At 65.9% G+C, this 13,811-nt stretch carries 8 protein-coding genes and 1 pseudogene; 7 read left to right on the forward strand and 2 right to left on the reverse strand.

The features are described 5' to 3' along the window. Nucleotide 1: 1 nt before the first annotated feature. The 7 genes and pseudogenes from HDG34_RS11140 to HDG34_RS11170 all read left to right on the forward strand — a co-directional run bounded on the left by HDG34_RS11140 (nucleotide 2) and on the right by HDG34_RS11170 (nucleotide 9,254). Nucleotides 2-1,816 carry a S10 family peptidase gene (locus tag HDG34_RS11140; protein WP_184059965.1) on the forward strand — a complete coding sequence of 605 codons (1,815 nt, stop codon included), beginning with the start codon at nucleotides 2-4 and terminating at the stop codon, nucleotides 1,814-1,816. Nucleotides 1,817-1,909: 93 nt separating this feature from the next. Next, a pseudogene (locus tag HDG34_RS11145) lies at nucleotides 1,910-2,401 on the forward strand (FadR/GntR family transcriptional regulator); the annotation flags it as partial. Nucleotides 2,402-2,442: 41 nt separating this feature from the next. Then, nucleotides 2,443-3,186: a (Fe-S)-binding protein gene (locus HDG34_RS11150; protein WP_018425278.1), complete on the forward strand. Its 744-nt coding sequence runs from the start codon at nucleotides 2,443-2,445 to the stop codon at nucleotides 3,184-3,186. Then, complete coding sequence (locus HDG34_RS11155; protein WP_184059967.1) at nucleotides 3,183-4,586, forward strand: lactate utilization protein B; 1,404 nt, start codon at nucleotides 3,183-3,185, stop codon at nucleotides 4,584-4,586. The genes HDG34_RS11150 and HDG34_RS11155 overlap by 4 nt, the downstream gene beginning before the upstream one ends. Next, nucleotides 4,573-5,157, forward strand: coding sequence for an LUD domain-containing protein (locus HDG34_RS11160; protein ID WP_184059969.1), 585 nt, complete (start codon nucleotides 4,573-4,575; stop codon nucleotides 5,155-5,157). Before HDG34_RS11155 ends, HDG34_RS11160 begins: the two co-directional genes overlap by 14 nt. Before the next feature lie 69 nt (nucleotides 5,158-5,226). After that, entirely contained in the window at nucleotides 5,227-6,996 is a 1,770-nt protein-coding gene (locus tag HDG34_RS11165) for a VRR-NUC domain-containing protein (RefSeq protein ID WP_184059971.1), read from the forward strand. Next, nucleotides 6,993-9,254 carry an ATP-dependent DNA helicase gene (locus tag HDG34_RS11170; RefSeq protein ID WP_184059973.1) on the forward strand — a complete coding sequence of 754 codons (2,262 nt, stop codon included), beginning with the start codon at nucleotides 6,993-6,995 and terminating at the stop codon, nucleotides 9,252-9,254. Before HDG34_RS11165 ends, HDG34_RS11170 begins: the two co-directional genes overlap by 4 nt. A gap of 41 nt (nucleotides 9,255-9,295) precedes the next feature. Here the strand turns inward: HDG34_RS11170 and HDG34_RS11175 are convergent, their stop codons facing one another. Both HDG34_RS11175 and HDG34_RS11180 read right to left on the reverse strand, forming a co-directional pair. Next, on the reverse strand, nucleotides 9,296-11,953 hold the full coding sequence (locus HDG34_RS11175) for a mechanosensitive ion channel domain-containing protein (protein ID WP_184059975.1): 2,658 nt from the start codon (nucleotides 11,951-11,953) through the stop codon (nucleotides 9,296-9,298). Nucleotides 11,954-12,369: 416 nt separating this feature from the next. Then, entirely contained in the window at nucleotides 12,370-13,797 is a 1,428-nt protein-coding gene (locus HDG34_RS11180; RefSeq protein ID WP_184059977.1) for a sigma-54 dependent transcriptional regulator, read from the reverse strand. Nucleotides 13,798-13,811: the final 14 nt, after the last annotated feature.

Raw genomic sequence — 13,811 nt, forward strand, 5'->3', positions numbered from 1 at the left:
CATGATCCATCGCTTCTCTTCTTCATTGCGCCGCTTGCTGACAGCCGGATTACCGGCCGCCGCGCTGACGGTGACGCTTTCTGTCGCTGGTGTGGTGCCGTTCGGCGAACGGTGCATGGCAGCCGAACAGGCCGATGCGTCGAGCACCTCGGAAAGCACGGCAACGGGGGGAAGCACGGACGCCGCCGCATTCGCGCCGATCGCACCACGCCAGGGGCCGGAGGCGAACGCGTCGCCGGTCGGCGAATCGAGCGAGCCGCACGCGATGACGGCGCGCCCGAACGGCGAGCCGCGCAGGCGGACGGCTGCGCGTGGCGACACGCAGGCTGCATCGAATGCACCGGACTCGGCCGACGCGACGGCAACGCCTCGCAACGACAGGGCTTCGACGCCCGCGATTCCCGTGCCGCCCGAAACCACCAGCGTCACCACGCATTCGCTTCGCCTGAACGGCCGCAAGCTCGACTACACGGCGAGCGCGGGCAATCTGTTGCTGCACGACAAGACCGGCGCGCCGAACGCGAGCGTGTTCTATGTCGCGTACACGGTGCCGAGCAGGACGCCTGCGACGCGTCCGATCACCTTTCTGTTCAACGGCGGCCCAGGCGCCGGCAGCGTATTCCTGATGATGGGCTCGGTCGGCCCGAAACGCGTGCGCACCGCGAGCCCCGCGAGCACGCCGCCCGCGCCGTACACGCTCGACGACAACCCCGACAGCCTGCTCGATACCAGCGACCTCGTGTTCATCGACGCGGTCGGCGCGGGCCTGTCGAGACCGGTCGGGCATGGCACGGGCAAGGACTTCTGGGGCGTCGATCAGGACGTCCGCGCGTTTGCGCAATTCATCGACCGTTATCTGACGGTGAATCAGCGCTGGAATTCGCCGAAGTACCTGCTCGGCGAATCGTATGGCACCGCGCGCGCCGCGATGCTCGCCTATCAGTTGGGGCAGAACAATATCGCGCTGAACGGCGTGATCCTGCTGTCGTCGGTGCTCAATTCCGCGGCGTTCGCGCCCGGCAACGATTTCAGGAGCGAGAGTTATCTGCCGAGTTTCGCGGCGATCGCGTGGTATCACGACAAGGTCACGCCGAAGCCCGCGAGCCTGCCGGCCTTTCTCGACGAAGCACGCGCGTTCGCCCGCGGACCTTATGCGCAGGCGCTCGAACAGGGCGATGCGCTGCCCGACGATCAGCGCGACGCGATCGCCGCGCGCATCGCGTACTTCACCGGATTGGACGTGGGGTTCGTGAAGCGTAACCGTCTGCGTCTTTATCCGTCGCGTTTTCGAAACGAGTTGCTGCGCAACGAGTCGCGCAGCGTGGGTCGCTACGATGCGCGTTTCGAAGGCCTGAACTACGACGATGCATCGGAGGATCCGGACTTCGATGCGTCGGTGAGCAGCGTGTCGAATGCGTTCAATGCGGCGCTTCATCAGCATCTGTCGGACGACCTGCACTACACGCCAAGCGACCGTTACCTGGTGTTCAGCGACGACGCGTTGAAGCAATGGGACTGGAAACATCGCGAATGGTGGGGTGAACGGCTGGAGCTGCCCTACGCGGGCGGCGATCTGGCCGAAGCGATGCGGCAGAATCCGCAGTTGCGGGTGTTATCGCTGAACGGCTACTTCGATCTCGCCACGCCGTTCTATGCGACCGAATATGCGCTCGCGCATCTCGGCCTCGATCGGTCGCTGCGCGAGAACGTGCGCATCGCCTACTATCCGACCGGCCATATGGTGTATCTCGACGATGCCGCGCTGCACGCGATGAAGCGTGACCTCGTGAGCTTTTATACGGGGCAGCCGCGTTGAGATCGGCGAATCGTCGCATGGTGTCGAACGGTATAATTCCCGCACCGTGGAGTAGCCGCGCGCTCTGTCAACCGGCTTCATCGTTCGCCGCTTATGCCATTCACCCCGATTCCGTCCTTCGCGCGCAAGCGCATTTCCGACGTGGTGTCCGACCAGATCAAGCAACTGATCTCGGCGGGCACGCTGATGCCCGGCGACCGTCTGCCGGCCGAGCGCGATCTCGCGGCGCAGCTCGGCGTGTCGCGACCATCGCTGCGCGAGGCGCTGATCCGGCTGGAGGCGGACGGTTACATCGAAACGTCGGGGCGCGGCGGTTTCACGGTGGTCGACGTGACCGCGCCCATCATCTCGAAGCCGCTTGCCGAACTGTTGCTGCAGAATCCGCGCACCAGTGCCGACATTCTGGAGTTGCGCCAGGGGCTCGAAGCGATTTCGACGGTCTATGCCGCGCAGCGCGCAACCGCCACCGATCTGAAGAAAATCCGCGCGGCGTTCGAGGCGTTGAAGGCCGCGTCGCTGTCGCGCGATCGCGCGAATCTCGCCGAACTCGATGCCGCGTTTCATCTCGCGATCGCCGACCACACCGGTCAACAGACATCGTTCCCGCCGCTTTTCCTGAAGAGCCTATGAAAGTCGCGCTGTTTATCCCGTGCTTTATCGACGCGTTCTATCCCGAGGTCGGTATCGCGACCCTCGAACTGCTCGAACGTTTCGGCATCGAGGTCGACTATCCGCAGCAGCAGACCTGCTGCGGCCAGCCGATGGCCAATAGCGGCGCGCATGCGGACGCCGCCGCCACGGAGCGACTATTCGCGCGCAACTTCGCGGGTTACGACTACATCGTCGGGCCGTCCGCGAGTTGCATTCATCACGTGCGCGAACATCTGACCGCGCTCGAGCAGACCGACGAAGTGAAGAAAGTGCGCGCAGGCGCCTACGAATTGGTCGAGTTTCTGCACGACGTGATCGGCGCGCGCGAATTTCCGTGGGCCGAGTTTCCACACCGCGTCGGTCTACACACCAGTTGCAGCGCGCTGCGTCATCTGAAGCAGGCGTCGGCGTCGGAAATCGCCGGCACGCCGTTTTCGAAGCCGCGCGCGTTGCTCGAAGGCGTGAAGGGCATCGAGTTCGTCAAGCCGGCGAGGCCCGACGAATGTTGCGGTTTTGGCGGCACGTTCTCGGTCACCGAAGAGGCGGTGTCGGTGCGCATGGGGCAGGACAAGGTGCGCGACCATCTGGATGCGGGCGCCGAGTACATCGTTTCGGGCGACATGTCGTGCCTGATGCACCAGCAGGGTTGCGCGGAACGCATGAAAGCCGACGCGCGCTTCATTCATATCGCGCAGGTTCTCAATGGAGCACGCGCATGAGCGGCGACCATCACCGCATCGATCACGCCAAAGCCGCGGGTTCTTTCATCAGCAAGACCGAGCATGTCGCGTTTCACGACAAGCGTCTGTGGGACCTGCGCGAGAAGCGCGACGCGCAGGCGCACGGCATTGCCGAATGGGAAACGTTGCGCTCGCTGGCGTCGGGCATCAAGGAACACACGCTGTCGCATCTGGCCGACTACCTGGAGCAGTTCGCGGCGGCGGCCGAGGCCAATGGCGTGGTCGTGCATTGGGCAGCGAGCGCGGAAGAGCACAACGCGATCGTCCACAAGCTGATGTCCGAGCGCGGCATGACGACGCTCGTGAAGAGCAAGTCGATGCTGACCGACGAATGCCGGATGCGAGAGTATCTCGAACCGCGCGGCATGACCGTGATGGAAACGGACCTCGGCGAGCGCATCCAGCAGCTCGATCATCAGGACCCGAGTCATATGGTCGTGCCGGCCGTGCACAAGCTGCGCGCGGACGTGGCCGAGCTGTTCGGCCGGACCATCGGCACCGATCCGAAGAATAGCGATATCCACTATCTGGCCGAAAGCCAGCGCATGAATACGCGGCCGTATTTCGTGCGCGAGAAAACGGCTGGCATGACCGGCTGCAATTTCGCGGTGGCGGAAACGGGCACGGTCGTCGTCTGCACGAACGAAGGCAATGCCGATCTTTCGGCGAACGTGCCGCCGCTGCATATCGCATCGATCGGAATCGAGAAGCTGATACCGAAGGTGTCGGATCTCGGCGTGTTCGTGCGCATGCTGTCGCGCAGCGCATTGGGTTCGCCGATCACGCAGTACACGTCGCATTTTCGTGCGCCGCGGCCGGGCACCGAGATGCATTTCATCCTCGTCGATCATGGCCGCTCCGAACGGCTCGCGATGGAGGACTTCTGGTACTCGCTCAAATGCATCCGCTGCGGCGCGTGCATGAATACGTGTCCGGTCTATCGACGCAGCGGCGGCCTGTCGTATGGCGGCACCTATTCGGGGCCGATCGGCGCGATCATCAATCCGACGTTCGATCTGAAACGCTATAGCGCGTTGCCGTTCGCATCGACACTCAATGGCAGTTGCACGAATGTGTGTCCCGTGAAGATCAACATTCACGAGCAGATCTATAAGTGGCGCGCGGTGATCGCGGAGCAGCACGAAGTGCCGTTCGTGAAGCAGGAGGTCCTGAAGATGGCGGGGCGTCTGCTATCGAGTCCGACCTTGTATCGCGCGACGGTGTCGTCGATGGGCAGCGCGTTGCGGCGGCTGCCGAATTTCGTGCTGTACAACCCTCTGAATATCTGGGGCCGGCAGCGCGAATTGCCGGAGGCGCCGAAGATGACCTTTCATGCCTGGTACAAAAAGAATCGCGGAGGCGGCGATGACAACGCGTGAGGCTTTTCTCGCCAAGGTGCGCGCCGCGCAACCGGCCGCGCGGCCGCGTCCCGACGTGCCGCTGTTCGATGCGGTTGGCGGCGATCTGCGGGCGCGCTTCACGGCGGCGTTGCAAACGATGGGCGGCACGTGCGTCGAAGCGGTCAGCGCGAGCGACGTCAGCGATCTGATTCGCGAGCGTTTTGGCGCGGCGGCATCGATCGCATCGGCGAGCGCCGAAGTGCCGGGCACGCGCAAGATCGGCGCGGATACGGACCCCGCATCGCTGCAGGACGTCGACGTCGGGTTGGTCCGTGCGCGCTTTGGCGTCGCCGAAACCGGCTCGGTGTGGTTTAGCGAGCGCGAATATGTGGTCAATGCATTGGGCTACATCGTTCAGCATCTGGTCGTGCTGCTCGATCCGGCGCAATTGCTCGATGGACTGCAAGACGTCTATCGTCGCGACGATTTCCGCAGGGCGCGTTACGCGGCGCTCGTTACCGGCCCTTCGGCCACCGCCGATATCGAGGGCGTACTGATTCGCGGCGCGCAGGGCGTGCGCTCGCTGACGGTCGTGTGGCTCGCGGGCTGATGCGCGGCGGTCGCAGCGCCGGACTTTGCTATCATCACTGTATAAACATACAGGTCCCGCACAAAGTCCGTGGCAACCGATGCTCGCTCAGAGATCCGCTCTGAAGCCCCTTACTACCTGCTGAATTTCGAGCGCGCGCTTGCGTGGCTCGCCGCGCGTTACGACGATCTGCTCGACGACGAAGAGCACGCTTTTCTGGAAACTTTCGCGACGTTGCCGCAGGCATCGCGTGCGCTGCTCGTGCGCATGCTGATGCGCAAAGGCATGCTGTTCCGCGCGAGCCGCCTGGCTTACGACGAAATCGGCTGTCCATTGCAGGCGGCGATGCCGATGACGGTGCATCGTTGGATCGACACCGAGCCGGCCCTGTCTCTCGACGACCTGTTTGCGCTCAGCACGCGTGCGCAATTGCTGGACATCTTCGCGGACGCGATCGCGCGGATTCCCGGCGCAAAGGCTTTGCGCAAACCGGATCTGCTCGAAATGCTGCGCGAGTTTTACGAAACCGCAAGCGGCGACGCGCAAGCATGCACATCACGTCCGCTCGCCGCCTGGCACGACGCTTCTACGGACCGCGTGCTGCACGTCGCGATCGCGCCGTTGTGCGATCGCTTACGCCTGATGTTCTTCGGCAATCTGCATCAGGACTGGTCGGAGTTCGTGCTCGCCGATCTTGGCGTGTTCCAGTACGAGAAGGTCGCGTTCGGGCCTTTGTCGCGTGCGTTCCAGCAACGCGCGGACGTCGACGTTTATCTCGCGCTGCACGCGTGCCGCGAAGCGCTCGAATGGCTACCGGTCGGCACCGACACCCCCACCCTTCACGAACTGATCGCGACCGTCCGCTCGATCGGCACCGCGAATCCGTGGCTCGAAATGCGTCGCGCGAAACTACTGTTCCGGATCGGCCAGGATTGCGAGCGGCGCGGGCAGTGGGACACCGCGCTCGCGGTGTACGACGCGTGCACTTGGCCCGGCGCGCGTCTTCGACGCATGCGCGTGCTCGAGCGCAGCGAGCGTTACGGCGAAGCGCTGGCGCTGGCCTCGCAGGCCGATGCCGCGCCTGAGAGCGAAGAAGAGGCGCAGCGCGTCGCCCGGATGTTGCCGCGCTTGCGGCGCAAGTGCGGCGAGCCGGTGCCGCGCGCAGCAGCGGCGAGGCCTGTGGAGCGCGGCACGCTGGTGTTGCCGAAGCCTGATACGCCGGTGGCCGTCGAGTACCTGGTGCGCGATCATTTGAGCAGCGACGCCGCGCCGGTGCACTACGTCGAGAACGCGCTGATCAATTCGCTGTTCGGCCTGCTGTGCTGGGAGCCGGTGTTCACGGCGTTGCCCGGCGCGTTTTTTCATCCGTTCCAACGCGGACCAGCCGATCTGCACGCGCCGGACTTTCACGCGCGTCGCGCCACGCAGTTCGCCGCGTGCTTCGCGCAGCTCGATAGCGGCGTCTATCGCGACACGATTCTGCGGCATCTGCACGACAAGGCCGGCATGCAGTCGCCGTTCGTATTCTGGGGACTGCTGACGCCCGAGCTCATCGCGCTCGCGCTCGACTGTCTGCCCGCCGCGCATCTGAAGCTGTGCTTCGAGCGCTTGCTGCGCGACATTCGCGGCAATCGTTCGGGCTTGCCCGACCTGATCCGGTTCTGGCCGGCCGAGCGTCGCTATGAACTGATCGAGGTGAAAGGCCCCGGCGATCGTCTGCAGGACAACCAGATCCGCTGGCTCGCGTACTGCGCGCAGCACGGCATGCCGGTGCGCGTCGTCGACGTGCGCTGGGCCGGGCAAGAGGCGCAGAGCGAAGCGGACGCCGCGACGCAAGCCGCAGCGGAGCGCGTCGTATGAGCTACGTGGTGGCCGTCCGCGCGATGTGCGAATTCACCGCTCGGCGCGGCGATCTCGATCTGCGCTTCACGCCCGCGCCGACTTCGCTCGAAGGCATCGCGGGTCATCAGATGGTCGCCGGCCGTCGCGCGAGCGGCTACGAAACCGAACTCACGCTGACGGGCACGCATCGCAGTTTGACCGTGCGTGGCCGCGCGGACGGCTACGACGGAATCGCGAACCGGCTCGAAGAAGTGAAGACGTATCGCGGCGATCTCGCGCGTATGCCCGCGAATCATCGCGTGCTGCATTGGGCGCAGGCACTCGTGTATGGGCATCTGCTGTGCCGGGCGCGCGGGCTCGGCGAGCTGACGATCGCGCTCGTGTACTTCGATATCGGCAGTCAGAAGGAAACCGTGCTGACGCAGCAGCACAGCGCGCGCGAACTCGAAATCTTCTTCGTCGACCAGTGTGAACGATTTCTCGATTGGGCCGTGCAGGAAGACGCGCATCGCGTCGCGCGCAACGCGGCGCTCGTCGCGTTGCAGTTTCCGTATGGGCGGTTTCGGCGCGGGCAGCGCGAGCTCGCGGTGGCCGTGTATCGCGCGGCACGCGACGGCAAGCCGTTGATGGCGCAGGCGCCGACCGGTATCGGTAAGACGCTGGCGACGATTTTTCCGTTGCTGAAAGCCTGCGGCGAAGAGCGGCTCGATCGCGTGTTCTTTCTGACCGCGAAGACGCCGGGCCGCGCGCTCGCGTTCGATGCGATCGACTCGCTGCACCAGAGCGCGCCGTTGCCGCTCAGAACGCTCGAACTCGTCGCGCGCGACAAAGCCTGCGAGCATCCGGACAAAGCCTGCAACGGCGAGTCCTGTCCGCTCGCGCGCGGCTTTTACGACCGTCTCGATGCGGCGCGCGCCGCCGCGTTGGCGACGCCACGGCTCGATCGCGCGGCGGTGCGCGAGGCTGCGCTCACGCACAATATCTGTCCGTACTATCTGTCGCAGGAGCTCGCGCGCTGGGCCGATGTGATCGTCGGCGATTACAACTACTACTACGACGGGAGCGCGATGCTGCATGCGCTCACGCAGATCAACCAGTGGCGCGCCGGCGTGCTGGTCGACGAAGCGCACAACCTGCTCGAACGCGCGCGGCGCATGTATACCGCGTCGCTAGATCAAAGCGCGTTCCGGCTCGCGCGCAAGAGCGCGCCGGTGGCGCTGAAGAAGCCGCTCGAACGCTTGCAGCGCGAGTGGAATGCGGTGAAGCGCACGCAGACGTCCAGCTATCAGGTGTACGCGGAGGTGCCCGGCAAATTGCTGTCCGCCGCGCAGAATCTGATCGGCGCGGTAACGGATCAGCTCGCCGACGCGCCGTTGTCGATCGACGAACATGCGCTGCGGGTTTTCTTCGACGCGATGCACTTCGTCGCGCTCGCCGAGCAGTTCGGCGAGCACTCGATGTTCGACGTGACATTGAGCGCCGACCGCTACGCGCCGCGCGACAAAACCAGTGCGACGCTCTGCGTGCGCAACGTGATCCCCGCGCCGTTCCTCGCGCCACGCTATGCGGCCGCGCGTACCACGGTGATGTTCTCCGGCACGCTGAATCCGCAGCATTTCTATCGCGACACACTTGGGCTAGCCGAGGACACGCAATGGCTCGACGTCGAGGGACCGTTTCGCGCGGAGCAGTTGCAGGTGCACGTGGCCGCTCATGTGTCGACGCGCTGGCGTGACCGCGAACGCTCGCTCGCGCCGATCGTGGAGCTGATCGCGAAGCAGTACGACTCCCAGCCCGGCAATTATCTCGGGTTCCTGAGCAGTTTCGACTATCTGCAACGCGTGGTCGCGCTGCTGCGCGAGCGGCACCCCGGCTTGCCGGTGTGGGCGCAGGAACCCGGCATGGACGAAGCCGCGCGCGATGCGTTTCTCGCGCGCTTCAGGACGATGAATCAGGGCATCGGCTTCGCGGTGCTCGGCGGCGCGTTTTCGGAGGGTATCGATCTGACCGGGCAGCAACTGATCGGCGCGTTCGTCGCGACGCTCGGTCTGCCGCAGATCAACGACGTCAACGAGCAGATGCGCCGCGCGCTCGATGCGCGCTTCGGCAATGGCTACGACTACATGTACCTGTATCCGGGTTTGCAGAAAGTCGTGCAGGCGGCGGGGCGCGTGATCCGCACCGAAGAGGACCGCGGCGTCGTGCATCTGATCGACGACCGCTTTCGCAGGCCGGAAGTGCGGCGCCTGTTGCCGCGCTGGTGGCAGGTTCGCTAGCGCCGCGCTAGCGAACCTTTACGCGCGCGACGCGCGACGCGTCACGCGTGCGGCGAGGTCGAGCCCGGATTGCCGGGCGTACCAGGGCCGCCGGCCGGGCTCGGATCAACCGGGATCTGGTCGTCGAGCGGCGCGTCGCCCTTGTGCGGAGCGTGGCCGTCCCCCGCGGCGTCGCCGTCCGGCCGGTCGCCATGGCGTTCGCGCGGCAGGCCCGTATCGAACCTGGCCTTGCTCGCCGGGTCCCACGTGAGCAGATGACGCTGCGGATTCGCGATCTCGATGCCGAGTTCGCTGAAGCGTTCGAGGATGCGTCGGTTGAATTCGCGTTGCACGCCCCAGCGCGACGTATCGCGGCATTGCATCTGGCCGGCCAGCGTGATCGCCGAACCGTCGACCGCATCGACGCCCCAGAACGAGAAGTCCGCCAGGATGCCGTCCTTGAAGTTGTCGTCCGTGCGCAGCGATGCGCCGATTTCCTTCAGCGTCTCGATCGCGCGCTCGACGTCCTGGCCGAACACGATATTCACGCGCACCGCCGCGTTGCCGATGCCGCGATTCGTGTTGTTCACGGTCGACACCGAACTGAACGGCACCGTAAACAGCGAGCCGTCCCCGCCGCGCAGCCGCACGGTGCGAATCGACAGATATTCGACGGTGCCCGACACGCCCGCGAGCGTGACCCAGTCGCCGACCTGCATCGCGTTTTCCATCAGCAGAAAGATGCCGGTGATGAAGTCCTGCACGAGCTTCTGCGAGCCGAAGCCGAGCGCGACGCCGAAGATGCTCGCGCCCGCGAGCAGCGGGCCGATGTTCACGCCGAGTTGGCTCAGGGCGGTCAGCGCGACGACGAGCGCGATCACGCAGAACAGCGCGGTGCGCAGCATCGGCATCAAGGTGCGCAGACGCGCGGCGCGCACCAGATCGCCGCTGCTCGTCCAGTTATCGAGGCGACGTTCGGCCGACACGTTGACGATCTCCCACACCACCAGCGCGATGATCGCGGCGACGGCGATCGTCGCGAGCGCCGAGGCGAGCCGGTGGCCGATCGTGCCGCTGCGGAACAGATCGACGACGTCGACGCCCCACGCCTGCAACAGCACCAGCGCGGTGACGCTGCCGATGATCCAGCCGATCACGCGCCGCAGCGCCGGATAGTATCGGTAGGCGTGCTGATGCACGAGCGAGTGTGACGCATCGTCCTGCGCATGGAAGATGCGCGCGAGCGCGCCGAAGATCACGATCGACACGAGCCGCGCGCCGATCAGTATCGCGAGCGTCATGCCGCCGATATTCACGAGCGCGTGATAGCCGTTCCGTACGTCGAAGGCCCAGACGAACCACAGGCCCATCACGATGACCACGGTCACCACGGCCCACGCGTCCGCGAACGCGTTGCCGAACATCTCCAACGACTCGTGAGCGGCGAAGCGATTGCGGATCCTGTTGGCGACCGGTTTCGCGCAGTGCAGCACGAGGATCGAGATCATCACGTGACCGGCGAGTGCGACCACTTTCAGCAGCGCGAGATGCGCGGCGTCGTTCATGCCAAGCGCCTGCGCGACTTCGGCTAGCGCGACGCCGGCGCCGACCACGCTGACGATTCGCACGATCCAGCCGAGCACGAACGCGGCCCACGCATCGCCCATGCGCAGCAGCCGCAGACGCGGTGCGCTCGGCTGCAGGAAGAATGCGCCGACGATCACGACGCAGCGGCACACCACATAGACGTCGATCAGAGAATCGAGCGCGCGATCCTGCGGCGTGCCGTTGCCGGTGAAGATCGACATCAGCGCGCTCGCCGCGCCGAGGAACACCGCGATCGGCACGAGCCGCACCAGCGTGATCAGCAACGCGCGGGGCAGACGTTGCAGCAGCGTCCAGTGGTGCGTCGCGTTGCGCTTGCCTTCGGCTTCGATGGCGCGGCCTTTGGCGGATGGCGTCGCGTACGGCGCGGCCGGGCCAGTCGTGACGGCTTGCGCCTCCGCTTCGAGCACTGACGGCACCGATGACAGCGGGGGCAGCGGCGGCGTGCTGGTCGGCGGATGACCTGCCGGCGCGGCGCCGGCGGCGTGCGCGGGCGGCGGTGAGTTGTCGTTGTCATCCTGCAGCGCGGCTTCGCGGCGCGCGGCGATCACCCGATAGACGCGCCGCAGCAGCCGCCGCGTCAGCCATTCAAGCACCAGAGCGGGGATCAGCGCGGCCAGCAGCGACCACAGCACCTCGAACAGCACCGCGCGCGCGTGCGGATTGGCGAACTGCCAGTTCCACCATGCGCGCACCGACGCGACGTCGAGCAGCGCGGCGATCGAGCCGCGCAGCGAGGTCGCGAGATGGCCGGCGTAATGCGCGCCCTCACGCGCGAGTTGCGAGGCGAGGCCATTGGATTTGAACGCGTCCGGCACGAGCGCGGCTGCGCCGCTTGCGGCGGCCGGCGCCGACGCCGCCGCCGGTGCGGATGCGGGCGGCGCGCTCAACGCGCCGGCCGCGGCGATCGCTTGCAGCGTATCGGCGACTTGCGCGCGGCGTTTGGGGTCGTTCAGGACAGCGAGCGCGTCGCGGGCCTGCTGAGGTGTCAGCGTGACGGCGGCGGAAGCGGGTGTCGCGGGCGTTGGATGGGCAGGCTCAGGCGCGGCGGCGAAGACGGGCGCCGCGCCGGCGAGCAGAAAAATGAAAAAACAGACACGCAGAAATTTTTGCATAGGGTGTAAAGCGGGATGAAGCCAGTGCGGACGATTGTGCCGGAACATGGGCTGTTTCAGCGGGGTGACCCGGGACCGACACGGGGCGGGGCGCTGAAGTTCCTGCGGCGGAGGCCCGCCGGACGGGCGAAAGGGCCGCGAGAGCGGCGCCCGTCAGGCGGGGCGTTGACCCGACAGGATAGCCGATGCTGGCCGGCAGGCCTGTCGAAGGCAGCAGAAAGCTTGCCCGGAAAGCCCCGTGGGCGGGGCGGCGCAGGAGGTAGGTGGCCGCTTGCCGGGTGGCAATGCTGGCGGCGGCGCGAGGATGTTCTCGACGACCACGCTACGTGCGGGCAGAGCGCGGAAAGTCGGGAATGCTCAATCGCCGTGACCGTGCGCTGCTAAGCGTTCACTACAAAAAACGCTTAAATCCGCGCTTATGCCACTGAAGAGGTCTGGCGCTCTGCTTCGTCATCGGCATGGGGGCCGCTGCTCGCGCCGCGTCCGGCCGGCTCCTGATGCAGCCGGTTCGCGTGCATCAGCCGGTACAGCGTCGCGCGCGAAATGCCGAGTTCGGCCGCCGCATCGGACAGCTTGTAGCCGTGCCGCAGCAGCGCGTTCTCGATCGCATCCTTTTCGGCCTTGCTGCGGATTTCCGCCAGCGTGACCGCCGGGCCATTGTCAGCTTCGGGTAGGCCGAGGTCGCTCGCGGTGATGAAGCGGCCCTCGCTCATCACGACCGCGCGGCGCACGCAGTTGATCAGCTCGCGCACGTTGCCGGGCCACGGATAGTTCGACATCGCGACGATCGCGTCGCTCGACAGGCCGCGCAGCTTGCGCGCGCCGTCCTGCTTGTACATGCTGAGCGCGTAATTGGCGAGTAGCTTGATGTCGCCGCCGCGCTCGCGCAATGGCGGCTCGACGAGGCGCAGCACGCACAGCCGGTGATAGAGGTCGGAACGGAAACGCCCGGCTTCGACGGCGCGCTCCAGATCGACGTGGGTGGCCGAGATCACGCGCACGTCGACGCTGATCGGACCGTTGCCGCCAAGCCGCTCGATCGTGCCCTCCTGCAGGAAGCGCAGCAGCACCGCCTGGCATTCGTGCGGCATGTCGCCGATTTCGTCGAGAAACAGCGTGCCTTCATGTGCGCTCTCGATCCGGCCGAGCTTGCGTTGCACCGCGCCGGTAAAAGCGCCGCGCTCGTGGCCGAACAGTTCGGCCTGCAACAGGCTCGGCGGAATCGCAGCGCAATTGATCGCGACGAACGTGCGGCCCGCGCGCGGCGAGCGGTCGTGAATAGCACGAGCGGTCAGCTCCTTACCGGTGCCCGATTCGCCCGCGATGAACACCGGCGCATCGGTCACGCCGCATTTGTCGATGCGCCGGTAGAGCTGCTGCATCGGCTCGCATTGCCCGACCATGCCGTGGCGGCCGAGCGACGGCTCCGGCACGACGCGCGGCTGACGCAGGCTCGACAGCCCATGCGCGTGGCCGAGCGCGAACACGAGCCGCTCGTTGAGCCACGGCTGCGTGACGAAGTCGAAGCAGTAATCGAGGATGAAACGGCTGACCAGCTCGTTGTCGGCCTGGCCCGGCACGATCTGCGCGACCCAGTTGGTTTCGACGCGGCGCATGCACAGCGCGAGCGCGGACAGCTGCTGTGACGTGCAATCTTCGGGCAACTGAACGAGACCGACCTTGATGTTGCCGCGTTCGATCATGCGTTCCGCCACGGCCGTGCTTTTTGCGTGCACGGCTTGCCATCCCGACGCGGCCAGAAACTCGACGAGTATCTGGTCGGGCGCGTTCGCCACGTACAGAACCGTGCGTTCCATATCGGCCGGCGTGCAAGTCGTAGTCATGGTTCCCCCCGTTC

Source organism: Paraburkholderia sp. HC6.4b (genome assembly GCF_014200875.1).
In the GTDB taxonomy this organism is placed as follows: domain Bacteria; phylum Pseudomonadota; class Gammaproteobacteria; order Burkholderiales; family Burkholderiaceae; genus Paraburkholderia; species Paraburkholderia tuberum.